This window comes from Enterococcus sp. LX10 (assembly GCF_023539285.1).
Taxonomy (GTDB): Bacteria; Bacillota; Bacilli; order Lactobacillales; family Enterococcaceae; genus Enterococcus; species Enterococcus faecalis.
In genome coordinates this window covers 2,544,853-2,571,652 of the sequence record NZ_CP092784.1, presented here as the reverse complement: position 1 = coordinate 2,571,652, position 26,800 = coordinate 2,544,853, and the positions used below count along the sequence as shown (strand labels likewise).

24 protein-coding genes are annotated in these 26,800 nt (G+C 40.1%); 21 read left to right on the top strand and 3 right to left on the bottom strand.

The genetic code is table 11. The features are described 5' to 3' along the window. The first annotated feature begins 5 nt into the window (after positions 1 to 5). The 11 genes from MKZ30_RS12095 to pepG1 all read left to right on the top strand — a co-directional run bounded on the left by MKZ30_RS12095 (position 6) and on the right by pepG1 (position 13,519). Positions 6 to 1,910: a BglG family transcription antiterminator gene (locus tag MKZ30_RS12095; protein WP_025189257.1), complete on the top strand. Its 1,905-nt coding sequence runs from the start codon at positions 6 to 8 to the stop codon at positions 1,908 to 1,910. A 195-nt stretch (positions 1,911 to 2,105) separates the two neighbouring features. Continuing rightward, positions 2,106 to 3,662 carry a ribonuclease Y gene (gene rny, locus MKZ30_RS12090; protein WP_002354863.1) on the top strand — a complete coding sequence of 519 codons (1,557 nt, stop codon included), beginning with the start codon at positions 2,106 to 2,108 and terminating at the stop codon, positions 3,660 to 3,662. Positions 3,663 to 3,821: 159 nt separating this feature from the next. Further along, a complete protein-coding gene (locus MKZ30_RS12085; protein ID WP_002354864.1) occupies positions 3,822 to 4,619 on the top strand; it encodes a TIGR00282 family metallophosphoesterase in 798 nt (265 codons plus the stop codon). Positions 4,620 to 4,692: 73 nt separating this feature from the next. Further along, positions 4,693 to 5,079 (top strand): YlbF/YmcA family competence regulator, encoded by a 387-nt coding sequence (locus MKZ30_RS12080; RefSeq protein ID WP_002359008.1) that lies wholly within the window; start codon positions 4,693 to 4,695, stop codon positions 5,077 to 5,079. Then, positions 5,080 to 7,656 carry a DNA mismatch repair protein MutS gene (gene mutS, locus MKZ30_RS12075; protein ID WP_249958769.1) on the top strand — a complete coding sequence of 859 codons (2,577 nt, stop codon included), beginning with the start codon at positions 5,080 to 5,082 and terminating at the stop codon, positions 7,654 to 7,656. 31 nt (positions 7,657 to 7,687) lie between these two features. After that, the gene (mutL, locus tag MKZ30_RS12070) at positions 7,688 to 9,820 is read left to right on the top strand and encodes a DNA mismatch repair endonuclease MutL (protein ID WP_002383210.1); all 2,133 of its coding nucleotides are present in this window, start codon (positions 7,688 to 7,690) and stop codon (positions 9,818 to 9,820) included. A gap of 24 nt (positions 9,821 to 9,844) precedes the next feature. Next, on the top strand, positions 9,845 to 10,399 hold the full coding sequence (locus MKZ30_RS12065; RefSeq protein WP_033601100.1) for a Maf family protein: 555 nt from the start codon (positions 9,845 to 9,847) through the stop codon (positions 10,397 to 10,399). 132 nt (positions 10,400 to 10,531) lie between these two features. Then, positions 10,532 to 10,969, top strand: coding sequence for a peptide-methionine (R)-S-oxide reductase MsrB (gene msrB, locus MKZ30_RS12060; protein ID WP_010715474.1), 438 nt, complete (start codon positions 10,532 to 10,534; stop codon positions 10,967 to 10,969). Between the two features lie 174 nt (positions 10,970 to 11,143). Further along, on the top strand, positions 11,144 to 12,115 hold the full coding sequence (locus tag MKZ30_RS12055; RefSeq protein WP_002381060.1) for a ribose-phosphate diphosphokinase: 972 nt from the start codon (positions 11,144 to 11,146) through the stop codon (positions 12,113 to 12,115). Positions 12,116 to 12,907: 792 nt separating this feature from the next. Continuing rightward, a complete protein-coding gene (locus MKZ30_RS13325; protein ID WP_002419628.1) occupies positions 12,908 to 13,030 on the top strand; it encodes a hypothetical protein in 123 nt (40 codons plus the stop codon). Positions 13,031 to 13,375: 345 nt separating this feature from the next. Next, a complete protein-coding gene (gene pepG1 / locus MKZ30_RS12050; RefSeq protein WP_002392696.1) occupies positions 13,376 to 13,519 on the top strand; it encodes a type I toxin-antitoxin system toxin PepG1 in 144 nt (47 codons plus the stop codon). Between the two features lie 303 nt (positions 13,520 to 13,822). Here the strand turns inward: pepG1 and pgmB are convergent, their stop codons facing one another. Both pgmB and MKZ30_RS12040 read right to left on the bottom strand, forming a co-directional pair. Beyond that, positions 13,823 to 14,473 (bottom strand): beta-phosphoglucomutase, encoded by a 651-nt coding sequence (gene pgmB, locus MKZ30_RS12045; protein ID WP_016614233.1) that lies wholly within the window; start codon positions 14,471 to 14,473, stop codon positions 13,823 to 13,825. Positions 14,474 to 14,487: 14 nt separating this feature from the next. Beyond that, positions 14,488 to 17,232: a glycoside hydrolase family 65 protein gene (locus tag MKZ30_RS12040; protein WP_129226010.1), complete on the bottom strand. Its 2,745-nt coding sequence runs from the start codon at positions 17,230 to 17,232 to the stop codon at positions 14,488 to 14,490. Positions 17,233 to 17,492: 260 nt separating this feature from the next. On the opposite strand from MKZ30_RS12040, the gene treR reads away from it, so the two are divergent. From treR to MKZ30_RS12020, 4 genes are all read left to right on the top strand, one after another. Continuing rightward, on the top strand, positions 17,493 to 18,206 hold the full coding sequence (treR, locus tag MKZ30_RS12035; RefSeq protein ID WP_002354877.1) for a trehalose operon repressor: 714 nt from the start codon (positions 17,493 to 17,495) through the stop codon (positions 18,204 to 18,206). A gap of 378 nt (positions 18,207 to 18,584) precedes the next feature. Then, a complete protein-coding gene (locus MKZ30_RS12030; RefSeq protein ID WP_010816841.1) occupies positions 18,585 to 19,283 on the top strand; it encodes a WxL domain-containing protein in 699 nt (232 codons plus the stop codon). Positions 19,284 to 19,378: 95 nt separating this feature from the next. Next, on the top strand, positions 19,379 to 20,065 hold the full coding sequence (locus MKZ30_RS12025) for a WxL domain-containing protein (protein WP_129226013.1): 687 nt from the start codon (positions 19,379 to 19,381) through the stop codon (positions 20,063 to 20,065). A gap of 94 nt (positions 20,066 to 20,159) precedes the next feature. Next, positions 20,160 to 20,879 (top strand): WxL domain-containing protein, encoded by a 720-nt coding sequence (locus MKZ30_RS12020; protein ID WP_129226016.1) that lies wholly within the window; start codon positions 20,160 to 20,162, stop codon positions 20,877 to 20,879. Between the two features lie 40 nt (positions 20,880 to 20,919). Here the strand turns inward: MKZ30_RS12020 and mscL are convergent, their stop codons facing one another. After that, entirely contained in the window at positions 20,920 to 21,369 is a 450-nt protein-coding gene (gene mscL, locus MKZ30_RS12015; protein ID WP_002354883.1) for a large conductance mechanosensitive channel protein MscL, read from the bottom strand. 208 nt (positions 21,370 to 21,577) lie between these two features. Here mscL and yfmF point away from each other — a divergent pair, with 208 nt between their 5' ends. From yfmF to MKZ30_RS11985, 6 genes are all read left to right on the top strand, one after another. Beyond that, positions 21,578 to 22,846: an EF-P 5-aminopentanol modification-associated protein YfmF gene (yfmF, locus tag MKZ30_RS12010; RefSeq protein WP_002354884.1), complete on the top strand. Its 1,269-nt coding sequence runs from the start codon at positions 21,578 to 21,580 to the stop codon at positions 22,844 to 22,846. Continuing rightward, on the top strand, positions 22,839 to 24,143 hold the full coding sequence (gene yfmH / locus MKZ30_RS12005) for an EF-P 5-aminopentanol modification-associated protein YfmH (protein WP_010827840.1): 1,305 nt from the start codon (positions 22,839 to 22,841) through the stop codon (positions 24,141 to 24,143). Before yfmF ends, yfmH begins: the two co-directional genes overlap by 8 nt. A gap of 167 nt (positions 24,144 to 24,310) precedes the next feature. Then, a complete protein-coding gene (locus MKZ30_RS12000; protein ID WP_002359020.1) occupies positions 24,311 to 25,177 on the top strand; it encodes a RodZ domain-containing protein in 867 nt (288 codons plus the stop codon). Positions 25,178 to 25,302: 125 nt separating this feature from the next. Next, positions 25,303 to 25,515, top strand: a complete 213-nt coding sequence (locus MKZ30_RS11995; RefSeq protein ID WP_033600539.1) for a hypothetical protein — start codon at positions 25,303 to 25,305, stop codon at positions 25,513 to 25,515. A gap of 98 nt (positions 25,516 to 25,613) precedes the next feature. Then, positions 25,614 to 26,192 (top strand): CDP-diacylglycerol--glycerol-3-phosphate 3-phosphatidyltransferase, encoded by a 579-nt coding sequence (gene pgsA, locus MKZ30_RS11990; RefSeq protein ID WP_002365382.1) that lies wholly within the window; start codon positions 25,614 to 25,616, stop codon positions 26,190 to 26,192. A 342-nt stretch (positions 26,193 to 26,534) separates the two neighbouring features. After that, positions 26,535 to 26,768 (top strand): hypothetical protein, encoded by a 234-nt coding sequence (locus tag MKZ30_RS11985; RefSeq protein WP_249958768.1) that lies wholly within the window; start codon positions 26,535 to 26,537, stop codon positions 26,766 to 26,768. The last annotated feature ends 32 nt before the right edge of the window (positions 26,769 to 26,800 follow it).

The following is a 26,800-nucleotide window of genomic DNA, read 5'->3' as shown; positions in this document are numbered from 1 at the left end:
GGGATGTGGGAAGGTTGGAAAGTAAGCAAAGAGAGATAATACTTTTTTTAGAAAGTCAGCAACATCATTGGGTGACAGCCAAAGAGTTAGCAGAATTTTGTGGTTGTACAACAAGAACGATTCGCAACCGTGTCGCAAAAATCAATGAAGCCTACCCAGAAGCTATTTTGTCTAGTCAACGGGGCTATCGTAGAAATGATCAAATTTCGATTTTACAGGAAACGCCCAGTAAGGAACGAAAAGCTAGAATTTTTCTTGAACTATTAAAACATTCCTCTGAAGGAGTGAACCTGTACGATTTAGCTGATTGTTTATACATTTCTGAATCAACCGCCAAAAATGACCTTCAACAATTAAAAGAAGAGTTAGCAAATCAACAAACAACGATTTGTTTTAAAGGAGCGAATATTTGGTTAACAGGAACAGAACGCGCTAAACGGCAATACATGGTTTCATTATTATATGCAGAAAGTGATTTTCAAGAAAAATTGACCCGTAGTGTACGGGAAATGATTGGCTATATTTCGTTAGAAGAGTTAGAGGAAATGATTCAACAAACTTTTTTTAATTATGAAAGAAGGTTAAACCAGTATGTCTTGAACAATATTGTTTTACATTATGCGATTAGCATTGAGCGTATCCGACAAGGCCACACCTTGTTAACGAAACCAAAATTAGCAGAAAATCACTCAGAAGAATATCAAATGGCCAAAGAAATTGCCCTACGTTTAGAAGAAACTTACGACATTCTATTCTCGAAAGAAGAGTTAGCGCAACTTTCGTTATTATTTGTAGGAATTCAAAAAGAACACACAGTGAATAGTGAAAAAACACAATTACAACAGATTGTGAATCCGAAAATTATTGAAGTGTTAGAAGAAGTTTTACAAAAGGTTGAGCAAATCTATTTTATTCAATTGAAAAACAAAGAGTTTTTCAATAAATTAGCAATTCATTTACAGGGACTATATGATCGTTCAAATGTTGAAGCTTTTACAAGGAATAGTCGTTTATGGGACTTAAAGACAGGCTATCCTTTGATTTATGACATTTCTGTTTACATTTCCTCCTTTATTCAAGAACGTTTAAATATTTGGTTTACAGAAGATGAGATTTCTTTTATCGCTTTACATCTTGGCTCATTTTTGGAAAGTCAGCGAACAGAACAGCAACCATTTCTCCTTTTACTAGTGGTGGAAGATTATCATAATATGCGTGAAGTGCTTCAGAAAAAACTTCAAGAACATTTTGGGAACCAAATAAATATAAAAGTCATTCGTCAGACCAATATTGATCAGAAAAAATTTGATTTGCTAGTCACTACTAATCGTAGGTTAGCCACAAAATATGAAGGAGCAATCTTTATTCATCCCTTTATTACAACAAAAGAACTGCGGAAAATTGAAAATCGAATGTATCTTTTAAAAGGACAAAAGCGAAAGCGGCAGATGGAGATAAGAACAGATCAGTTCATTGCTAAGGAGTTATATTTTAGCCAGATTGATCCAGCAGATTTAACCCCTGAAATGTTACTTGATCAAATGATTCAACGAATGAGAATACAAAAATATTGTTCGAGTGATTTTAAAAAAAGTGTGAAAAAACGAGAACAGCTTTCTCCAACAAGTTTTCCATCAGGTATCGCTGTCCCCCATGCTATTGATCGGACAGCAGAGAAAAGTGGTATTTCAATCATGACCTTACAAGAGCCGATTCGGTGGGCCAATTATGAGGTGAAGTTGGTGGCTTTAGTAGCAATTCGTCAAGAAGACGCACCAATCTTTGATGACTTTTTTGAAAAATTTATTGAAATCATGTCCGAACCCATCCACATCAAGCAGCTTAGTCAAACAGCAGACTATGCGGCGTTTGTTCTAAAATTTAAACAATTCGTGACGGCGGAAACCTAAAAATGTGACGTTGTCTAATATTTGCTGCCCTTTCCAAAAGAAAGGGCTTTTTTAAGTTGACACCTTTCGCGACAAACATTAGAATAAAATTGTGTGTATGCACAAATATGCAAGTAGGCATATTGATAATTGATTTTAGTTTATCAAAAAACTACAAGATATGAATTAACAAAAAGATAGTATGGAGGTGGAAATATGGTTTTAAATATTCTCCTCGCTATCGTCGGTTTGATTGTCGGTCTTGGTTTAGGATTTGTTATTGCAAAGTCACGTCATGATAAAGCAATAAATGGTGCAAAAATTTCAGCGTCGAGTATTCTCGAGAACGCTCGGAAAGAATCAGAAACACTGAAAAAAGAAGCATTGCTAGAAGCTAAGGAAGAGAACCAGAAGTATCGTTCAGAAATTGAAAGTGAGTTGAAAGAAAGCAGATTAGAACTTAAATCTCAAGAAAATCGTTTAATTCAACGGGAACAAACGTTGGATCGTAAAGATGACTCTCTTGAAAAACGTGAAGGCTCACTGGAAGAAAAAGAAGAGAAACTTGGTGCTAGACAGCAATTAATTGATGAGCGAGAAAAAGAAGTAGAAAACTTAATTAATCAGCAACATCAAGAATTAGAACGAATTGCTTCCCTTTCAAAAGAAGAAGCAAAATCGATTATTATGAAGTCAACAGAAGAAGAGTTGAATCATGAACTAACCTTGATGGTCAAGGAGTCAGAACAACGTGCCAAAGAAGAATCTGATCGCAAAGCGAAGAACTTGCTTTCCCTAGCAATTCAACGTTGCGCCGCTGATTCTGTTTCTGAAACAACTGTTTCCGTGGTCACTTTACCAAATGATGAGATGAAAGGTCGCATTATTGGTCGTGAAGGACGTAATATTCGTACATTGGAAACATTAACAGGGATTGACTTAATCATTGATGATACGCCAGAAGCGGTTGTGTTATCCGGATTTGATCCAATCAGACGAGAAATCGCTCGAATGACCTTGGAAAAATTAATCCAAGATGGTCGGATTCATCCCGCTCGTATCGAAGAAATGGTAGAAAAATCACGTAAAGAAATGGATGAACGGATTCGTGAATACGGAGAACAAGCAGCCTTTGAAGTAGGTGCTCATACGTTACATCCTGATTTAATTAAAATTTTAGGCCGTTTACGTTTCAGAACAAGTTATGGTCAAAATGTCTTGAACCATTCAATCGAAGTAGCAAAACTGGCTGGCGTTTTAGCCGCCGAATTAGGCGAAGATGTTCAATTAGCCAAACGTGCAGGTTTACTACATGATATTGGGAAAGCATTAGATCATGAAATTGAAGGTTCTCACGTTGAGATTGGCGCAGAATTAGCTGCGAAATATAAAGAAAATTCAGTAGTTATTAATGCCATTGCCTCGCATCATGGTGATGTGGAAGCAACCTCAGTTATTTCTGTTTTAGTGGCAGCCGCAGATGCGTTATCTGCAGCCCGTCCAGGTGCACGTAGTGAATCGTTAGAAAACTACATTCGCCGCTTAGAAAACTTAGAAAATATTTCTAATAGTTTTGAAGGCGTGGATTCAAGTTTTGCTGTTCAAGCAGGACGTGAAGTTCGTGTCATGGTGAAACCAGAAGAAATTTCTGATTTAGAATCTGTTCGTTTAGTTCGAGACATTCGGAAGAAAATTGAAGATGACTTGGATTATCCAGGACATATCAAAGTAACGGTTATCCGTGAAACACGTGCCGTTGACTATGCGAAATAAAATAAAAAGCGAATAAGTATCGCGTGTAGTGTCTCAACGAACAATTGCAAGGATTGTTCGTTGAGACACTTTTTTTAATCTTTTAAAACCAAAACTTTCTTTTCAAAGCGAAAACAACTATAATAAACAAGAGATGTTAAAAAGAGAAGAGGAACCTTTTTGCGTATATTATTTATAGGAGATGTTGTCGGTTCTTTAGGAAGAGAAGCCTTAGCAACGTATGTCCCTAAATTAAAGAAGAAATATCGTCCACAAGTGACCATTGCCAATGGTGAAAATGCGGCATCTGGTCGGGGAATTACTGGCAAGATTTATAAGAAATTTTTGCAAGATGGTGTCGATGTTGTTACGATGGGTAACCATACGTGGGACAACAAGGATATCTTTGAATTCATTGATGATGCGAAGAAAATGGTTCGTCCAGCGAACTTTCCAGAAGATGTGCCTGGTCAAGGAATGGTTTTTGTGAAAGTCAATCAATTGGAACTAGCGGTGATTAATTTACAGGCCCGCACATTTATGGTGCCATTGGAAGATCCTTTCAAGAAAGCCGCCGAGCTAGTGGCTATCGCTCGCAAACGGACACCGCTCATTTTTGTGGATTTTCATGGCGAAACGACGAGCGAAAAACAAGCCATGAGCTGGTTTTTAGATGGCCAAGTTTCAGCCGTTGTTGGAACACATACGCATGTTCAAACAAATGACGCTCGGATTTTACCGAAAGGGACAGCCTTCTTAAGTGATGTCGGTATGACCGGTCCTTATGATGGGATTCTAGGAATGAAGCGTGAACCGATTATTGAGAAGTTTATGACAGCATTGCCGAAACGCTTTGAGGTAGTCGAAACAGGGCGGACGATTTTATCTGCCTGTATTTTAGAGATTGATGACCAAACGGGCCAAGCGAAGATGATTGAGCCGATTCAGATTAGCGAAGATCGCCCGTTTCAAGAATAATAGAAGAAAAGTTAATCTCGGATCATTAAGAGGTTAACTTTTTCTGCTCTTATAGAAAAAGTGCCGGTGAAAGATGAAGGTGAAAAAAATGGAGCCGTTGAATTTAGATGCACAAAGTAATAAAGAATTAGAAAAATTGTTACATTTAATTGGACAAGATGAAGTCATTCAGCGCTACCAAGCGATTGAAGAAAAGGTAAAGAAAAACAAAAAGCTGACAGAATTAGTGGAAGAAATTAAAGCTGCGCAAAAAGATGCGGTTCAATTTGCTCACTATGGCAAACCAACTGCTGAAAAAGAAGCCATTCAACGAGCCGATGCGAAAACAAAAGAATTTGATGAGCACCCACTCGTTGTAGCCTACCGCGAACAACTGATCGAAGCCAATGACTTAGTCCAACATGTCACGGCGCTCATTCAATACCGCGTGAACGAAGAGCTAGAGAAGGAAGGGAATTAAATGCCACAAAAGACAAAAAATACACCCATGATGGAACAATATTTATCCATTAAGGCCCAATACAAGGATGCGTTTTTATTTTATCGCTTAGGTGATTTTTATGAGTTATTTTATGAAGATGCTATCAATGCAGCGCAAATCTTAGAATTGACGTTAACCAGTCGTAACCGCAATGCGGATGATCCGATTCCTATGTGTGGCGTTCCTTATCATGCCGCGCAAGGTTACATTGATACGTTGATTGAGCAAGGCTATAAAGTAGCGATTTGTGAGCAAGTGGAAGATCCAAAGACTACCAAGGGTATGGTCAAACGAGAAGTGGTCCAGTTGGTAACGCCAGGAACGGTGATGAATAGTAAAGGCTTGGAAGCCAAAGACAATAATTACTTAACCGCTGTGCTAACAGATGGTAATCAGTTCGGTTTTGCCTATGTAGATTTGAGTACAGGCGAATTAAAAACAGCAGTCTTGGCTGATGAAGAGGGCGTTTTAAACGAAGCTTCTGCGTTGCAAACAAAAGAAATGGTCCTAGGTTCAGGGATCCCTGAATCGTTAAAAGAGAACTTAAGTTTACGTTTAAATATTATCTTTTCGACACAAGAAACGGTGGAAGAAAATGACGAGTTTAGTTTTTTAACCAATGAACTGATTAATCCATTAGAAATTGAAATTACAGGCAAGTTATTATCTTATTTATCTGTTACCCAAAAGCGGAGCTTGTCCCATATTCAGAAAGCTGTGGAATATCAGCCAGATCATTTCTTGAAAATGGATCATTATTCTAAATTCAATTTAGAATTGAGTCAGTCGATTCGAACAGGACAGAAAAAAGGGACTCTTTTGTGGCTATTAGATGAAACGAAAACAGCTATGGGCGGCCGTTTGTTGAAACAATGGTTGGATCGTCCGCTAATTCAGGAACGTCAAATTAAGGCGCGTCAAGAAATGGTGCAATCCTTATTAAATGCCTATTTTGAACGCTTAGATTTGCAAGCAGCATTGACGAACGTTTATGATTTAGAGCGGTTAGCAGGACGCGTGGCATTCGGCAGTGTGAATGGGCGTGATTTAATTCAATTACGGACCTCTTTAGAACAAGTACCAACGATTCGACAGTTAATTGTCGGGATCAATCAAGGGGAATGGGATGATTTATTAGTCGACTTAAACCCTGTTGAAGATTTAGTGGCATTGATTGCGACGGCGATTAATGAAGAAGCCCCTTTACAAATTACTGAAGGAAATGTTATTAAAGACGGCTATAACGACCAATTAGATGAATACCGTGATGCCATGCGTAATGGTAAGCAATGGTTAGCGGAGTTAGAAGCGAAAGAACGCCAAGAAACAGGCATTAAAAACTTGAAGATTGGCTACAATCGTGTCTTTGGTTATTTCATTGAAATCACTAAGTCAAATTTAGCGAATTTAGAAGAAGGAAAATACGAGCGTAAGCAAACATTAGCTAATGCGGAGCGCTTTATTACGCCAGAACTAAAAGAACTAGAGCGTTTAATCTTAGAAGCCGAAGAAAAATCAGTTGAACTAGAATATCAATTATTCTTGGCCGTGAGAGAACAAGTGAAAACGAATATTGATCGATTGCAAACACTGGCTAAAACCATTAGTGCGGTTGATGTTTTACAATCTTTTGCAACAATTAGTGAACGGTATCAATACGTTCGACCAACGTTAAGAAGTAACACGAAAAATTTGGCGATTGTCGAAGGACGACACCCAGTCGTGGAAAAAGTTTTAGGGCATCAAGAATACATTCCAAACAGTATCCGCATGAACCCAGAAACAGATATTCTCTTGATTACTGGACCAAACATGTCAGGGAAAAGTACCTACATGCGTCAATTGGCTTTGACGGTGGTCATGGCGCAAATTGGCTGTTTTGTACCAGCGGAAAGTGCTGAAATGCCAATTTTCGATCAAATTTTTACACGGATTGGGGCCTCTGATGATCTAATTGCAGGGCAAAGTACCTTTATGGTAGAAATGATGGAAGCCAACCAAGCACTGCGGCACGCCACGCCTAACAGCCTAATTTTATTTGATGAATTAGGACGCGGCACGGCAACCTATGATGGAATGGCGCTAGCGCAAGCCATCATTGAATATATCCATCGTGAAGTACAAGCTAAAACGCTATTCTCTACACATTATCATGAACTAACTGTTCTAGATGAAACCTTAAAAGGCTTGAAGAATATTCACGTGGGCGCTGTCGAAAAAGATGGCGAAGTGGTCTTTCTTCATAAAATGATGGAAGGACCTGCTGATAAGAGCTATGGGATACATGTTGCTAAAATCGCTGGTTTACCAAGCCCGCTTTTAGAACGAGCAGCCACCATTTTATCCGCTTTAGAAGCAGAAGAAACAACGATTCCAAGTTCAGTTCATCATGAAGAAGTTTCAGAAGTCCATGAAGAAACCGAGCAACTTTCATTATTTAAAGAAGTTTCAACAGAAGAATTAAGTGTCATTGACACATTGAAGAAAATGAATCTATTAGAAATGACACCACTAGATGCGTTAAACATACTTCATCAATTGCAAAAACGTATCTAATTAGGAACCGAACCGGTTAGGAGGTCGTGAAATGGGGAAAATTCAAGAACTATCCGAACAACTAGCCAACCAGATTGCTGCTGGTGAAGTTGTTGAACGTCCCGCTTCTGTCGTCAAAGAATTGGTGGAAAATGCACTGGATGCAGGAAGCACCCAAATTGATATTTTTATTGAAGAAGCTGGCTTGAAAACCATTCAAATTATTGATAATGGTGAAGGAATTGCCAAAGAAGATGTACTGAATGCCTTCAAACGCCATGCCACAAGCAAAATTCATACAAGAGATGATTTGTTTCGAATTCGCAGCTTGGGGTTCCGAGGCGAAGCCTTACCAAGTATTGCCTCAGTTTCTGAAATGATTGTCGAAACTGCCACAGCTGAGGAAGAAGAAGGCAGCTATGTGATTCTAAAAGGGGGCAAGGTCGAAGAAAACCGACCAGCAGCCCTCCGTAAAGGCACAAAAATGACCGTTTCTAATTTATTTTATAATACGCCTGCTCGTTTGAAATACGTCAAAACGATCCAAACGGAATTGGCCAATATCGGTGACATTGTCAATCGTCTGGCGTTAAGTCACCCTAAAGTCGCTTTTCGCTTAGTTCATGACGGCCACAAAATGATGAGTACAACAGGCAATGGTGATTTAAAACAAACGATTGCGGGGATTTATGGCATTAGCACCGCAAAGAAAATGTTGAAAATTGAAGGAAAAGACCTTGATTTTACTTTGACAGGGTATGTCTCATTGCCAGAAGTCACACGGGCCAGCCGCAACTATTTATCAACGATTATCAATGGTCGCTATATTAAAAATTTCGCGTTAAATAAAGCAATTGTAGCCGGCTATGGTTCGAAACTAATGGTGGGGCGTTTTCCAATTGCTGTGTTAGAAATTGAAATGGATCCGCTGTTAGTCGATGTCAATGTCCATCCTACTAAGCAAGAAGTTCGTTTAAGTAAAGAAAAAGATTTAATGGCATTAATTGAACAGGCGATTCAAGAAGTGTTGAGCCAAGAACAGTTGATTCCCAATGCGGCAGACAATTTGCGGTTTAAAAAGAAACTACCGCCAGAACCCAAAGCCGAACAAATGGAAATTCCTTTATCGACTGAACAACCTGCGGTAAAACAACGACCGGGCAGCTTAAGCTATAATCCCGCAACAGGTCGCTTCTATGCGGAACATGCGACAGACGAAACACCAGTCTCAAGCGCCCCTGAAGCTGTCAACCAGACAGAAAGAGCAGTGGACCCAATGGACGATCCATTTGCGCCGCCAGTACCAGAATCAACGAGTGTAGCGGAAGAAACGTCAGCTTACGAAATCTCTTCGGCAGCTGTTGATTCCGCAAATCATTGGGAAACAGCTAGTAATGAGCAACAGATAATAGCCGAAGAAACGAAAATAACTGAAGTGCCTGATTCAGAACCTTCTCTGCGTTCATCAGAGGCTGCTGACGAGGTTTTCCAAGAAGAAATGAAACTTCACCCAGAATTTGATGCCAATAGCGCTGCGAGTCAAAGAGAACTGAAACAAGCCCTGAATAAGTTGGAAGAAGAACGACCGACAGAACGTTTTCCTGAGCTAGAATACTTCGGTCAAATGCACGGAACTTATTTATTCGCACAAAGCAAAGATGGCCTGTTTATTATCGACCAACACGCTGCCCAAGAACGAATTAAATACGAGTACTTCCGTGAAAAAATTGGCGAAGTCAGTGATGATTTACAAGAATTATTGGTACCAATCGTTATTGATTATCCAAATAGTGATGCCTTGAAAATTAAAGAGCAGAAAGAAACCCTTGCAGAAGTCGGCATCCATTTGGAAGACTTTGGACAAAATAGTTTCATTGTGCGGGCGCACCCAACTTGGTATCCTGCAGGCGAAGAGGAAAGCATTGTTCGCGAGATGATTGACATGTTGCTAACAACTGGCTCGGTCAGCGTGAAAAAATTCCGTGAAGCAACTGCCATTATGATGAGCTGTAAGCGATCCATCAAAGCCAATCATTACCTCAACGAGCAACAAGCACGCGTGCTATTAAAAGATTTAGCCTTGTGCGAAAATCCGTTTAATTGTCCGCATGGACGTCCGGTGCTGATTCATTTTACGAATTCAGATATGGAACGAATGTTTAAACGCATTCAAGACCCCCATTAAAAAGAAACGAGGCGTCATCAATTTATGCAAATTATTTTAGCATCCCAATCTCCTCGCCGTCAGGAGTTATTAAAGCGTGTGGTCCCAAATTTTACGATTGCACCAGCCGATATCGATGAAACTGTTGGCAAAGACGGCTTACCAGCAGAATATGTGGCGCAAATGGCTGCCCAAAAAGCAGCGGCTATAGCAGAACAAACCCCCGAAGCACTAGTCATTGGCTGCGATACAATTGTGGCATTGGCGGGAGAAATCCTCGGCAAACCCACTTCTCGGGAAGACGGTTATCGCATGTTGCGCCTCCTAAGTGGCAAAACACATGACGTGTATACAAGTGTGACGTTGAAACAAGGGGAAAAAGAGCGCTCCGCGACAGTTCATTCAACCGTGACGTTTTATCCACTGACAGACACGGAAATCCATGCGTACTTAGATACCGCAGAATATGCCGACAAAGCAGGCGCTTATGGTATCCAAGGACAAGGAGCATTATTAATTGAAGCAATCGCTGGCGATTATTACGCCATTATGGGCTTACCAATTGCCAAAGTAGCCCGACTACTAAAAGAATTCAACTAATAAAAGACAGTCCTTTTCATTCGTCAAAAAGAGAAAGGACTGTCTTTTACTATGCAAACTATTAGGTGCCTGTTTGGCAAACGTGGTATCATTGAACCCAATAAATTGAACAGAAGAAAAGGAGTGGACAGAATGACAAAACCAACAGAAGAAGAATTAAAACAAACCTTGACGGATCTTCAATATGCCGTCACACAAGAAAACGCAACAGAACGCCCTTTTTCAGGAGAATATGATGACTTTTACCAAGACGGAATCTATGTAGACGTTGTTAGTGGCGAACCGTTGTTTAGCTCCCTGGACAAATACGATGCTGGTTGCGGCTGGCCATCCTTTACCAAACCAATTGAAAAACGTGGCGTCAAAGAAAAAGCTGATTTTAGTCATGGCATGCACCGAGTAGAAGTTCGCAGTCAAGAAGCGGATTCACATTTAGGGCATGTTTTCACTGATGGCCCACTCCAAGAAGGCGGCTTACGTTATTGCATTAATGCGGCAGCTTTGAGATTTGTGCCAGTGGCAGATTTAGAAAAAGAAGGCTATGGCGAGTACCTTTCTTTATTCAAATAATCCTCATTTTTTAGACAAATACGATAAAATAGTTAGAAGAAAGCGACTTTTGATGAATATCTTGTATGAAATACAGAAAATCTCTTGATTTATTTGGCTAGGACTACTATTATTTTAGAAGGAAAGTATTGTTCAGTTTTAACGAATTGGCTGAAATAGAAAGTGGAGGTTCTAATGTCGAAACATTATTTTGATCCAAGATTGAAAATCTTTTCTTTGAACTCTAATCGTCCCTTAGCAGAAAAAATTGCGGATGCTGTGGGTGTGGAGCTAGGAAAGTGCTCTGTAACACAATTTAGTGATGGCGAAATTCAAGTGAATATTGAAGAAAGTATTCGTGGTGCACATGTTTACGTCATTCAATCAACAAGTAGCCCTGTTAACGATAACTTAATGGAACTATTAATCATGATTGATGCGTTAAAACGTGCGAGTGCTAAAACAATTAACGTGGTTATGCCTTATTATGGGTATGCACGTCAAGACCGTAAAGCACGTGCCCGGGAACCAATCACTGCTAAACTTGTTGCAAACATGATTGAAAAAGCTGGCGCAACAAGAATGTTGACATTGGACTTACATGCGGTCCAAATTCAAGGATTCTTTGATATTCCAGTGGATCATTTGATGGGTGCACCATTAATTGCCGATTACTTCATCGAACACGGCATTCAAGGCGATGACGTCGTTGTTGTTTCCCCTGACCATGGTGGTGTAACGCGTGCGCGTAAATTGGCAGAATTCTTAAAAGCACCAATTGCGATCATTGACAAACGTCGTCCAAAAGCGAACGTAGCAGAAGTAATGAACATCATTGGTCATGTGGAAGGCAAAACATGTGTCTTAATTGATGACATGATTGACACAGCGGGGACAATTTCTCTTGCTGCAAACGCATTGAAAGAAGCCGGAGCAAAAGACGTTTACGCTTCTTGTACACATCCCGTTTTATCAGGACCAGCCTTACAACGTATTGAAGATTCAGCAATTGAACGCTTAGTTGTAACAGACTCTATTTACCTATCTGATGATCGTAAAATTGCTAAAATTGACGAAGTCAGCGTTGGTGAATTAATCGGAGATGCGATTAAACGTATCCACGAAAACAAACCAGTTAGTCCGTTATTTGAAACAAAAAATAAATAATTACAAAAAAACCGCCCACATCATTTTTCTGATGTGGGCGGTTTTTTTTGTGTACTATAAATTATTTAATAGCAAATGAATCGCAAGAGGATACGTGAGATTGTTATTACAGAAATAATAGGTAGAGGCTAAAACCCAGCCCATTCCACAATAAAAAAGCATGGAAATTGATGGTAATAGTCCATGGCTAAGACCAAAAAAAAAGACCAGAAAAAAATATTTTACATAAGACACTTCGAGAGGTGTTTTTTATAAAAAATAAGTTCATAAAAATGCCACGAGTCAGGAGTTCTTCTATTATAGGTGAAAAGAGTCTAGTATGAAGGGCCATTAAAACAGGTGCTACATTTCGGACTTCATTAATATAATGTTGATTTTCTGGAGTAGGAATGCGTGAGAAAAGTAAATTTAGAATAATAGAAAATAAGAACATGCCAATAGCTAGTAATAGATTTTTAAAGATTGCTTGCTTTTTTTCTTTACTATTTTTTTATAGCTATTAAGCTCATTCCAGTTAATGCTTCTATGCTGGGTAGGGCTGTCAAAAAAGTGGACAGGAGATAAAGAAGTGTTTTTTTCTTTGTAGATAATTTTGTTTCGATACTATAACAACCCCCTTTTCTATTTTGTCAGAATGATATGTTTACAAATTGAACTACTAATCAAGGAATAAAAAGGAAATGAAAAAATGATGCTTCCTCTATTGTGACTTTTATTATAATTAGATAAAATATAGATGTCAAAAAGATTAAAAAGGTTGAAGCTTTAAAAATATTGGAAAGGAGTATACAAATGAAAAAGATAACTGAACGACCAATTGTCAAAATCTTAATTAAGATTTTGATGTTTGCCTTATGTTTTTATGCGGGGATAAAATTCGTTGATTTCATTTTTCCGTTAGTAGGATTTAAATAATAAGCAAAAGAAATGAACGTGGAGACAAGCACAAAGGACCGTGAACTTCGTTGCTAATAGTAAAGTATTGATCCTTGGAAACTAAAAAGCTGTTAAAAATGACAATAAAAAATAACCGTCAACTTTGATCGGTACGGTTATTTTTTGTAACAAAATCGGTCACCGTCTTAAACGGCTCTGCATCAGAGAGGTATGTTGAAGCATATCTCTCTTTTCGTTTTCATTATAGCACATTTTCCTAAAAAAATATATTTGAAACTAATTATTTTTTAGTTTTACATGGTATAATCTAAGTGTAGAGAAGTTATGGCGGTGGCCATCTAATCTGAAAGTGAGGTGGTGCGTATGAGCGTACTTCCAAAATTTACGGAAAGGAGAGGCCTGTTGTCAGCATATGAAACAATTCAGACGATCCTAGGGTTTGGTATGTTTACCATTGCTTTGATTGCGCTGATTGTGAAATTGCTTAAAAATGACAATAAAAAATAACCGTCAACTTTGACCAAGCACGGTTATTTTTAAATAATTAACATGGTCACCGTCTTAAACGGCTCTACATCAGAGAGGTATGTTGAAGCATATCTCTCTTTTCATTTTCATTATAGCACATTTTCCCGAAAAGCACGAATAAATTTATCGTTAATCCGTGAAATCCTAAAAGCTGTTAAAAATGACAATAAAAAATAACCGTCAACTTTGACCAAGCACGGTTATTTTTGTAACTAAAAAGGTCACCGTCTTAACCGGCTCTACACTAAAGAGGTGCCTGCTGCTAAAGGTTCTTGTCCTTCTTTAGCGATTGAGCAGTACATCAACGCTTAGTTCAGTCATTTCAGAGACTTGTATGTCGGCTCCGAGTAAGGGTTGGCTGGCCGACAAGCCGACGGCATAGATGCCCGCGGCTTTCAAGCCGTCAATGCCTGATTGTGCATCTTCAAAGCCAATGGCGTTTTGCGGTAGCACGCCAATACTGTCAGCGGCGGCTAAAAAGATTTCAGGATCAGGTTTGCCTTTGCTTAACGAGTCGGGATCGACAATTGTGGCGAAGTACGCGCGCACGCCTAATTTTTCCAAAATCAGGGGCGCGTTTTTTGAAGCTGAAGCCACGGCACAGGGAATGTGACGTGCTTGGGCTTGCTGTAGCAATGGCACGACACCAGGTAAAACATCTTCTGTCGTTAAATGTTCTAATAATTGAACGTAGTGGTCATTTTTTTGCTGAGCTAAGGCTTCTTTTTCTGCTGGAGTAAACGCATTTTCACGGTGGCCATGGGCTAAAATGCGGTCCAAGGAATCCATCCGACTAATGCCTTTTAATGTTTCGTTGAAGGTTTCGTCAATGGGAATACCTAGCGAATCGGCCAACGCTTTCCAAGCTTGATAATGAAATTTGGCGGTGTCAGTAATGACACCATCCAAATCAAAAATAAATCCAATCGTCATTGTGGTTCGCTCCTTTATTGATAATGTACTTCTTTTGGTCGTTCGGCGGTTAACGGAATCAACGCGCCCTGAACCAATAATTGTGTGTCTTTATCTGCTGTAATCGTGACACTGGTTTGTGTTAATGAAAATTGATACGTCACACCTTGATGAATAAACTGGAAGGCCAGCGATTGCCAATGTTCAGGTAAGTTTGGACAAATTGATAACTCGTTTTGGCGCGTGTCAACGCCTGCATACGTCGCTAAAGTAACGTGAATCGTCGCAGCCATGACCCCTGTATGAATCCCTTCAGCGGTCGTGCCACCTTGAATGTCACGATAATCGGAATACAACGCTTCTTGATAAAGTTGCCAAGACAGCTCATGGAATTGCGCCATTTCTGCCAATTGAGCATGAACAATTCGTGACAAAGTCGAACCATGAGACGTCCGTTTTAGATAATACAAAAGATTTTTTTCCAAATAATCCGCAGGCAATTGATACCCTAAATCTTCTAAAATTTGATCCACCCGAGTTTTGTCTAAGTTGTAGAACAACATTAACGTGTCGGCTTGTTTCGCCACTTTGTAATCATCGGGAGATTCTCCTTCGGCTTTTAAAATTCGATCCATGCGGTAAATATTGCCGTATTTCTCTTTCATCGCTGCCCAGTCAATCTCTTTTAAGCCGAAATACCCTTCATATTGCGCAATAATGCCGTCAGAATTAACTTCAATTTCCAGTGAATTTTGAATTTGCTGCATGCGGGCTAGATCACCCGAAGTGGTCTGAGTTTTGGCAAAAAGTTGTGCCTGTTCTTCCTCAGAGAAAAGTGCCAAAATGTTGGTTAATTCTTCGAATAGCCAAACCACCATCAAATTCGTATAGGCGTTGTTTTTCAAGCCGCTTTCCGCTTGGTCTGGATAGCCCTCGTGAAATTCATCAGGTCCCATCACTTTATCAATAAAGAACCGTCCTGTTGCGTCATCTAACGTCGCAGCGCTGTTCCAAAATTGAGCGATTTCTAACAACATTTCGCCGCCATATTGTTTCATAAATTCATGATCCTGTGTACTATGCCAATACAACCAAGCATTGTAAGCAATCGCCAAGGACACATGCCGTTGCAAAATACTATGATCCTCGCCCCAATGTCCATTCAACGGATTTAAGTGAAGTTTTTGCGTGGTTTCCCGCCCATCACGTCCTGATTGCCACGGATACATTGCGCCACGATACTGGCTGGCCGCCGCATTTTCCTTCGCCTTCTCTAATCGATGGTAGCGATACAGCAACAATTGTTTCGCCGTGTCAGGATAATGTTGAATATAAAAAGGTAAAATAAAAATTTCATCCCAGAAAATATGTCCACGATACGCTTCACCATGCAAGCCTCGGGCGGTAATCGAGACGTCCAATGCTTGGGCTTGGTTACTAAAAGGCGAAGCCGAAGCCAGCAAGTGATAACTGTGAATCCGTAAAAGTTTTTGAGACATCAAATCGCCTGTCACAGTAATGTTGGCTTGTTGCCAAAGGGTTTGCCAAGCGCGGGCGCTTTCCTGAGCGGCGGCCGCAAAAGAGTCCTTCGGCGTAAATGGTACCTGCCAACTTTGTTCGGCGTGGCTGGCTTGCACATAGACTTGTTTTTCTAGCGTATAGCGCGTGCCTTGGTGCGCCATCACGGTCACCACTTGGGCGATTTTTTCCGCTTCTTCTTGAATCGTAATGGCTTCTTTTTCAAAAAAATCACCGGTTATCAAGGCCGTTTCTCGGACGCTCAAGTTGGATTGATTGGTACAAACCTCAATCACGGTTTTGTTTTCCTGCGCGCTTAATGCTGTCACCTGAAAATGTTTGGCTGTTAAGTTACGATACCGCGCCACGTTATAGTTGTAGACACTGCCATCAGTGACGGTTTTCAAAGTAATCGGGGCTGAAAAGTTTAACGGCTCAAATGTATATTGCAGATGATAGTCATTCGGCTGTGCCATATTGGCAATTTTTTTCGTCGTTAATTTAATTTGCTGATTGTCCGCATCTTTCAAAATCATTTCTGCGACAAACAACCCCGTTTTCAAGTTCAATTGACGATGTAATTGTTGTAGCGTGTCTGGAGAAATCGTTAACCAGTCAGTGGCATCGCCAATTTTTAAAGCGATGTGTTGGTTGTCAGGAGCATTGACGAAATCTTCATTTTCCACTACTTGACCCGCAACTTCCGAAGACGCTGTATTATAAAGCCCCGCAATGTAGGTCGCTGGATAATGATCATCAGAAATCGTCATCTCAGGGGTTGTGCCGCGCAAGCCTAAAAAGCCATTGCCGACAGTTAACAGGGACTCCACCGCATATTCATTTTTCCCAGGCACGTAGCCATAATAGTCCAAATGCCAAGCCAGATACTGCCGTTTTTCTTCAAATGCTTCCAGCAAATTCGGTGTCGCCGCTTGTTCGGCTGCCGTTAAAAGTGGCGTGTTTAACTGTTCTGCGAACGCTTGAATCACCGCTTGCGGAACTAGCGCCAACGTTTCCTCTGGCGAAAAGAAGTCCGCTGGGAAATCAGCCACAATCCCCCCCAGAATCGGCGCCGCCTCTGCCAAAATCAATTGGCACAGTTCAGGAACCGTTTCTTCGATAGTCAAGGCTTCGAAAGGGAACGTTTTTTGGTGAAGCGGTTCCAATTTATGGTTAAAAAAAGTCGTCGTTAGTTGGTTCGTTGCGAATGTTAATTCTAAAATAGTCATGTTTGGCGCCTCCTTGTAAACTTGTATAGACATGTTGTGTTTGACTACAGTATAGTATGAACGAATCAGAATTACAAGGATTTTCCCTAGATTCTTGGGAAAAGTTTTCCAGAAGGGGGCTGTAACAGACTGCACTGGTTCCGAAAAAAAGGCGGTCAAGCAGTGGTTTAGCTGGGGGAGTCAGTGCGTAAGCAAGGCAGAAAGTGCGGGGGATTTTTCTGACCAGCTCTAGGTTTTTCGGAGGGAATATGCTATGCTTTTAGAAAAGAAATTGTTGGTAGAGGAGGATCGGCATGAACAAGTTTCATGACATATTTTTAGAATTAGAACAACAAATTGTCCAAGGCGACTATCAGCCAGGCGATTTATTACCTAGTGAAAATCAATTAGTGGAAACCTACAATGTTTCCCGTGAAACAATTCGGAAAGCCTTGAATTTACTGATTAACGCTGGCTATATTCAGAAAAAACAAGGCAAAGGCTCGATTGTCTTAAACTTTAAAAAATTTAATTTCCCTATTTCAGGAGTGACCAGTTACAAGGAGTTACAACAAACGCAACATATTGAAAGTCATACTCATGTAGTTTCCTTAGAAGAAATTCCTGTGGAGCGCAACTTGGCTCAATTAACTGGTTGGACAGAAGGCGCCCCTGTTTGGCGCTTAGTCCGGCAACGGGAGATTGAAGGGGAAGTCGATATTTTAGATATTGACTACTTGATTAAAGAGATTGTCCCAGAACTGCCGAAGCACCGTGCCGAAGATTCGATTTTCGATTATCTGGAAAACGACCTTGGCTTGGCGATTAGTTATGCTCAGAAAGAAATTACCGTGGAACCGCTCACAGAGATGGACAAGCAGCTGATTGGTGAAGTCGAAGGCAATCATGTCGTGGTGGTCCGCAGTATCATGAACTTGGAAGATACGCGCTGTTTTGGCTATACGGAATCCCGTCACCGCTTAAACAAATTTAAGTTTGTGGAATTCGCCCGTCGTCGCAAGTTGTAAGTCTTGGCGACTAGCAAATGCAAAAATGGCTGTCATTAAATGGAAATTGACGATTTTTTCGCCGAAATCGCGGATAAATTTATAAGATTTTAAAAGAAAACGTCAAAAAGTAAGAGTCGAACCCTTACTTTTTGACGTTTTCTTGCTGTTTATTAATCGATTTTGCCGTGAAAATCATTAAATAACACTTTCGAATGTCGAAAAGTGTTGAAATTTATGTTTAAAACCAAGGGATATCGTTGATATCAAAAGAATTGTTGATTTTTTCTATGCACGGTTAAATATTTAAAATCACAGACACAGGGGAATCTTGTATAATTAAGACCATAGCTTCAGAAAGGCATTCTGGAAATTCTTGAACAAAGGAGGCATACATAGATGAAAAAGAAATTATTTGCAAGCTTACTCGTTGGTAGTGCAGTCGTTGGGGCAAACTTGGTGCCTCTTTCGGCACAGGCTGTCACAACAGGAAATACACCAGTCCAAGTAGAATTTGATGGGGGGAAATTAGCAGATCAGGGAGATAATACTGGCGCAATCGTAGATCCCGATCCGACGAAACCGAATACGAATTTTGACTTATTAGCCATTCCGAAAATTTTTGACTTTTCTCCAGTAAAAATTGGCGAAGACTTAACCGCCATTAAGCCCATTTCAACTAAGCCAAAATCGATCATGGTGGGTGATGTCCGCGGAACCAAAGAAGGTTGGCATGTCACTGGCGAAGTAGTGAGCATGAGCAATGGCACAGATACATTAGATGGACAGATTACTTTTGGGATGACACCATACTATGCCATATTCAATGAAAGTACGAGTTCTTACGGGGGCTTCAACACTCTGAATGGCATGAATATCGCCAATGATCCAACGGCCCCTAGCTTTAACGGTGCGAGCCTTAAGATTGGTGGCGGCGCTACGGCTTTAATTAACGCCCCTCTAGGAAAAGGACAAGGGACTTGGTCAGGTCGTTTAGATAACTTAACGTTAAATGTAACAACCCCAATGCAACAACTGAAAAAAGGCGCGTATACAGGAAATGTCACTTGGAATCTTGTGGCAGGACCAGCAATTTAAACGTAAACAGGTAAACAATAGCGGACGGAAGAGCTGTTTAAATGGTCTTCCGTCCGTTATCAAACAATCAATAAAAAAAAAGAGAGGTATGTAAAATGAAAAAGAAATTACTCGCAAGTTTGTTGGTAAGTAGCGCAGTGGTTGGTGCTAGTTTGGCACCGCTCTCAGCACAGGCCGTGACGACTGGGAATACGCCAGTGCAGGTGGAGTTTGGTGGTGGAACGTTGCCAGATGGGGACTCCGATGGGGAAAATACAGTAAGACCTGACCCGGGTGCTACAAATACTGATTTTGATTTGCTTTATATTCCTGAAAAGATTTCATTTGCTAAAACGGCTATCTCTGATGACCTATCTGCCATTTCTTCTGAAGACATTACCCGCTATGGAGTAGGTGATTTAAGAGGGACGAAAGAGGGCTGGCATGTTACTGCCACAATTCCTGAAATGACTAACGGTGAAGAGACCTTGACAGGCACATTCTCTTTTACTCAAACAGGCTATGCTTTAACTTATAATGAAGTATCAAATAAATTTTCTGTATTAAAAGAGGAAATTTTCACGAATGATCCTTCTGCTCCTGAATTTCTAGCTGCCAGTAGTATTACGATTGGCGGTGGTGCCGCATTAGTGGGGAATGCAGTGAGTGGAAAAGGCCAAGGAATGTGGAATTCTTATTTGACCGAAAAATATTTAAACATCACGACCCCTTATCAACAAATTAAAGCAGGTACCTATACAGGTAACATCACTTGGAACCTCGTGGCAGGACCATCAATTTAAACATAAACAGTTAAACAATAGCGGACGGAAGAGCTGTTTAAATGGTCTTCCGTCCGTTCTTAAACAATTAATTTAAAAAAGAGAGGTATGTAAAATGAAAAAGAAATTACTCGCAAGTTTGTTGGTAAGTAGCGCAGTGGTTGGTGCTAGTTTGGCACCGCTTTCGGCACAGGCCGTGACCACTGGGAATACGCCGGTGCAGGTGGAGTTTGGTGGGGGAACGTTGCCAGATAGTAATGGTGATCCGAACACAGTAAGACCTGACCCAGGTGCTACAAATAGTGATTTTGATTTACTGTTTATTCCTAGAGAATTTGATTTTGGGAAACTGTCAATTTCCGATGATTTAACACAGCCTATTCCTAATAAAGAAGATGAAGGGGAAGGGCTTAATGGGCACGTAGAAGCTGTTGGTGTAGGTGACTTGCGAGGTACGAAAGAAGGCTGGCACTTAACTGCCCAATCAAATGGTTTGAAGTTAGGTAGTGAAAGTTTACAAGGAAATATCAGTACTAGTTCGATAGGTAGATATGACTTGAAATTCGATGAAACTACTAATAGTTATACGAATTTAAATGTGGAAGCTTCTAATCCTGAAGTTCGGCCAGACGTAGCTATTCCAAAAGGTTGGACACTGGCCTTAGGTGGAGAAGCAACGCTGATGGCTAACGCTGCTACAGGAAAAGGCCAAGGGTTATGGAAGTTTTCAATGTTTAGTAGTTCTTTAAATATTACGACACCAGCATACAATATCAAAGCAGGGAACTACACAGGAACTATTACCTGGAACCTCGTCGCAGGACCATCTATCTAAGACCAAACAAAAAAGTCATCCCCTCAGGATGACTTTTTGCTTATTTCTCTGTGAAGGTGCTATCTGTTTTGACAGTTTCAGCAGGCGGTGTTTGCGCCGCTAATAAGTCGCGAATTTCTTTTAAGTAATCTTCACTCGTTGGTACCACTTCTTCTTCTGCCGCTTCTTCTTTTTTGCCACGGTTTTTCATTTTGTTAGCTGCTTTGACAATCAAGAAGAGGACGAAGGCCGTAATTAAAAATGTAATAAGTGCACTAATCACGCTACCAATATTGAATTCAACGCCTTCGACTTTATAAACAAGGGCACCCAATGCATCATCGGCACTCTTTTTCCCAGTCGTCAAGACAAAAATCAGACTAATTAACGGGGTAATCAAGCCTTCCACCACTTGTGTCACAATCGCTGTAAACGCGCTACCAATGACAACACCAACGGCTAGGTCTAAGACACTCCCGCGCATGATAAACTCTTTAAATTCTTTAATCATTCTTTTTTCCCTCCTCACTTTAAAAACAGTATACCGAATCTTCTTGAAAATTTGAACTGAAAAACTCTTATCATTCAGAAAGCACCTGAAGCTGTGTTATAATGGAGCTATTGGAAAAAACATTAAAAAATGCTTTAGAATTTACACGATACATATATTTCACAGCATTCTTTAGGTAAGATGAAGCAAATGAAGGAGCGATGCGGCAATGTCTGTTCAATTAGTTAAAGGCGTGAATTTACACGTCATTCCTACAGAAAAATATAAAACGGTGCGTCTTTTAGTCCGCTTTAATACACGATTAAATCATGAAACCATTACAAAAAGAACGCTGTTGTCCAGTTTAATGGAAACCAACAGCTTGAATTACCCGAATCAAGTCAAGTTAAGTGAGCGTTTGGCGGAACTTTACGGCGCCAGCTTTGGGATTGGCGTTTCCAAAAAAGGCAATCAACACTGGTTTAATATTTCTATGAACATTGTCAATGATCATTATTTACAGGATAGTCAGGTGCTTGCCGAAGCAGTGGACTTTTTGAAGGAAATTATTTTTGCCCCCAATATTCAAGCGGGCCAATTCGAGGCAGAAACCTTCCAACGGGAGAAAGAGAACTTGAAAGCGTACTTGGAAAGTATTGTGGAGGATAAGCAAACCTATGCTTCTTTGGCGCTTCAAAGTGTCTATTTTAATCAATCGGAGGATCAAAAAATCCCTAGTTTCGGGACCGTTGCGGCGTTAGCTGAGGAAACAGCGGCGTCATTAGCAGCGTATTATCAAAAAATGCTGGCGGAAGATCAAGTGGATATTTTTGTCTTAGGCGATGTCAATGAGGCGGAGTTAGTGCCATTATTCAAGCAATTACCGTTTACGCCTCGTGAAGAAGGCAAAGCCGCGATTTTCTACAATCAACCAATTCGCAATGTGATTGAAGAGCGGACCGAGCGTGAGGTGCTAGCCCAATCGAAATTAAACTTGGCTTACAACACGGATATTTATTATGGCGATAGCTATTATTTTGCGTTGCAAGTGTTTAATGGAATTTTTGGCGGTTTCCCGCATTCTAAATTATTTATGAATGTCCGTGAAAAAGAGCATTTAGCGTATTATGCTTCTAGTAGTATCGACACCTTCCGTGGCTTCATGACGGTTCAAACAGGGATCGATGGCAAAAATCGGAATCAGGTCTTGCGTTTGATTTCGACAGAATTGGAAAATATTCGCTTAGGTAAGATTAGCGAATTAGAAATTGAACAAACGAAAGCAATGCTAAAAAATCAGTATATCTTAGCGTTAGATAATGCAGGCGCGTGGCTGGAAAAAGAATACTTGAACGAATTAATGCCGCAGACGATGCTGACGGCGGAGGAATGGATTGCGCGGATCAATGCCGTGACCATTTCAGAAATCCAAGAAGTGGCCAAACGCTTGGAACTTCAAGCGATCTTCTTTTTGGAAGGAGAAACGGAAAATGATTAAAAAAGACTATGCACAAATTAAAGAAACATTGTATACAGAAACACTGGAAAATGGTTTAAAGGTTTACCTATTACCGAAAAATGATTTCCAAAAAACGTATGGCTTGTTTACGACCGATTATGGTTCCATTGACAACACGTTCGTGCCAATTGGTCAAGAGGAAATGATTGAAGTACCTGACGGAATCGCCCACTTTTTAGAACATAAAATGTTTGAAAAAGAAGATGGCGATGTCTTCCAAAAATTTGGGCAACAAGGGGCTTCAGCGAATGCCTTTACCAGTTTTACGAAAACGAGTTATTTGTTTTCAACGACGGATCAAGTGACACAAAATCTAGAAACGTTGCTTGATTTTGTGCAATCGCCGTATTTCACGAAGGAAACGGTCGAAAAAGAAAAAGGCATCATCGGACAAGAAATTCAAATGTATTTAGATGATCCTAACTGGCGCTTGTTCTTTGGGATTTTAGGCAACCTTTATCCGAAACATCCATTGCACATTGATATTGCCGGTACAGTGGCAAGTATTGCGGAGATTACCGCAGAGGATTTGTATACATGCTACAATACGTTTTATCATCCAAGTAATATGACCTTATTCGTGGTAGGGAAAATGGACCCCGAAGCGTTAATGGCGTTCATTCGTGAAAACCAAGCGGCGAAAGAGTTTTCTGCCGCCCAACCTATTCGTCGGCATTTTCCTGAAGAAACAGCTGCTGACATTGTCAAAGAGAGCGCCATTGAAATGGCGGTCACACGGGCAAAAGTGCTTGTTGGCTTGAAAGGCTTAGATGAAGTGCCAACAACGGGTCGTGACTTAATGAAATATCAAGTCACCGTGAATTTGTTGTTACAATTATTGTTTGGTAATACCTCTCAAAACTATTTGGCTCTTTATGATGAAGGCTTGTTAGATGATAGTTTTAGTTATGACTTTAATTTAGATCGCAGTTTCCATTTTGCGGATATTGGCGGCGATAGTGAGCAACCAGAAGTCTTAGCAGAACGAATTGAAGCTATTTTATTATCTGCCACAACAAGTCCAGAATTAACGGAAGAAAATTTGTCCTTATTGAAGAAAAAAATGATTGGTAAATATTTCCAATCCTTAAACTCTTTAGAGTATATCGCCAACCAATTTTCACAATCATTGTTTGGGGAAACCACGCTGTTTGATAAGATTGAAGTCATTGAAAGCATTCAATTAGCCGACGTCCGCCAAGTAGCAGAGACCTTTATTCGTGAAGAAGGATTGAGCCGTTTCTACATGTATCCTAAAGGAGAAACCGAGCAATAAACCAACTGTTTAAGAAAAAGAAAAATCTTTGAAATCTTTCAATTTTGTTATCCTCAGTTGGCTTCTTTTGTGGTATTCTTAAAGGACGGGAATGTTTTCCTTGGCAATTGAAAAAGACTGATGAGACAATCGATAAATTAACAAAATAGACTGGAGAAGATGGACGAGTGGCCAGCGTAAATATTGGAGAAACACTAAAAGAAGCAAGATTGCAGAAGAACATCTCAATTGATGAACTGCAACAAATGACAAAAATTCAAAAAAGATATTTAGAAATTATTGAACAAAACGATTTTGAGTCCTTACCAGGCACCTTTTATGTGCGGGCGTTTATCCGCCAATATGCAAGTGCGGTCGGCTTAGATGGCAATCAATTGGTAGATATCTATGATGGCAAAGAGCCAGCAATTGTCGAAGAACCCAAGCCAGTGTATGAAGAGCTTGAAGGGTCACGTAAGCAATTGCATGACGAAGAAAAGCAATCCAGTTGGTTACTGCGGAACTTACCAGCCATTGCCTTTTCGTTAATTGGTTTAGCCATTGCGGTCGTGGTGCTGTATATTATGTGGCAAGATCAAAAAGCCGAACCGATTATTCAAACACCGGCAACTAGTGCCAGTGTGGAAAAACCCAAAGAATCAAGTCAAGCCCCAGAAAGTAGCACACAAAGTAGTACACCGCCGTCTTCTTCAAGCGAACCAGAGAAGAAAACAGCTGTGGCTGTGGTGAGTGATGCCAACAATCAAGTAACTGCAACGGTTAAAGATGCGAATAGTCCAATCAACATTACCTTTAAAGGGACTGAAGGCTCTTGCTGGATTGGCGTGATGGTCGATGGCAACTATACGTACCAACACACCCTGCAAGCAGGAGAGACCCAAACAACAGCTTTACCTGCAAATGCCGCCAATGCAACACTGATTCTAGGCGCCTCAAATAACGTCGCCATCCAAGTCGATGGCGCCGATTTAACACTGGAAAAAACGCCAGTTTTAATTCGTAAGGATGTTACATTAGGGATTACGTATCGTTAGAAATGATGTAAGAAGAATCTGGAAAAACCGTCAAACGGCAATTACTCCAGATTCTTTTCTTTTATAATTAACAGCGAATGGTTAAAAAAGACGACAATAATAATTCAAGAGAGAAGGGGATATCAATGCTTAAAATAGTTAATAAAAAATTTAATCTTATCACCATATTTTCAATCGCTCTGTTGGTCATGGGCTCCTTGATTGTTGGCTTACAACTGTATTTCTACTTTATCTATGGTTCTAAATTTTTAGACAGTATCACATTGATTGGAATGATTAATTTCGGTTTAGGCTATTACCAGCTCTTTTTAAAAAAAGGCAAGAATATTTCTGAATAAACGGTCAAACGGCAATTATTCCAGATTCTTTTCTTTTTTTCGTGACACTGCCAGCAAGATAACGTAAAATAGAACAGGAGAAGGAAGGGGCAATTGAAGTGAATTTACCAAATAAATTAACAGTTTTAAGAATATTTATGATTCCGATTTTTATTATTATTGTGTCGGTGCCGATGGACTGGGGAACGATTAGTTTTGGCGACACAACGTTAGCCGTTACCCAATTAGTGGGCGCGATTATTTTTGCAGTTGCTAGTTTTACAGACTGGTTGGATGGCAAAATTGCCCGTGCGCAAGGCTTGGTGACGAACTTCGGAAAATTTGCGGACCCATTAGCGGACAAAATGCTAGTGATGACCGCTTTTATCGTCTTAGTTGGTCAAGGCAAAGTACCCGCTTGGATTGTAGCAATTATTGTTTGTCGTGAATTGGCAGTAACTGGTTTACGGTTGTTATTAGTCGAACATGGCGAAGTAATGGCAGCAGCTTGGCCGGGAAAAGTAAAAACAGCTACCCAAATGGTTGCAATTATTTTACTATTCATTAACAACATTCCATTTTCAGCACTTCATCTACCACTAGATCAAATCATGCTATATGCCTGCTTGATTTTCACCATTTACTCTGGTGTTGATTATTTTGCTAAGAATAAAGATGTTTTTAAAGGTTCGATGTAAAGAGAGAATCAAAACGCTTGGCTTGTGCCAAGCGTTTTTTTAGTATTCATGATTGAATGGACAAATAAACTGTGCTTGTTTAAAGGGAACAAGGAAGGGTACACTGCTTTAATGACCGATAGCTTTTCAGCGCTATGGAATGGAACAGGAGGAGATAATTATGAAAAAAATCGGGTATCTTTGTTGTATTATTTTGTTCATATTTTTAACGGGGTGTAGTCATAATGAAAAAGAAAGCGGACATCTTTTAGATAACAATTCGTTTCCATTGATACTTACCACGATCACTGAACAGGAAGAAGACCTAACAAAAGGTTCAATTTTTTTAATAAGGATAAAACCATGACGTTTGAAAAAGAATATTTGGTTAATCCAAATAATGAAGACACACTAAAAACAAGTAGAGCAGAAAAAGAGGTGTATCAAAATATTAAAATAAAAGAAAATAGAGATAGTTATGAAATTACTGGTCAGTTGGACAAGAAAACGAACACAATAACGTTTAAAAAAGTTGATAAAGGAAAACGTCTATCTGATGCAGAAGGAAATGTGTATGGCGATTTCGGTGGTAAATAGAAAAATGGTCAGAAGTTTTAAAGGGCAAATAT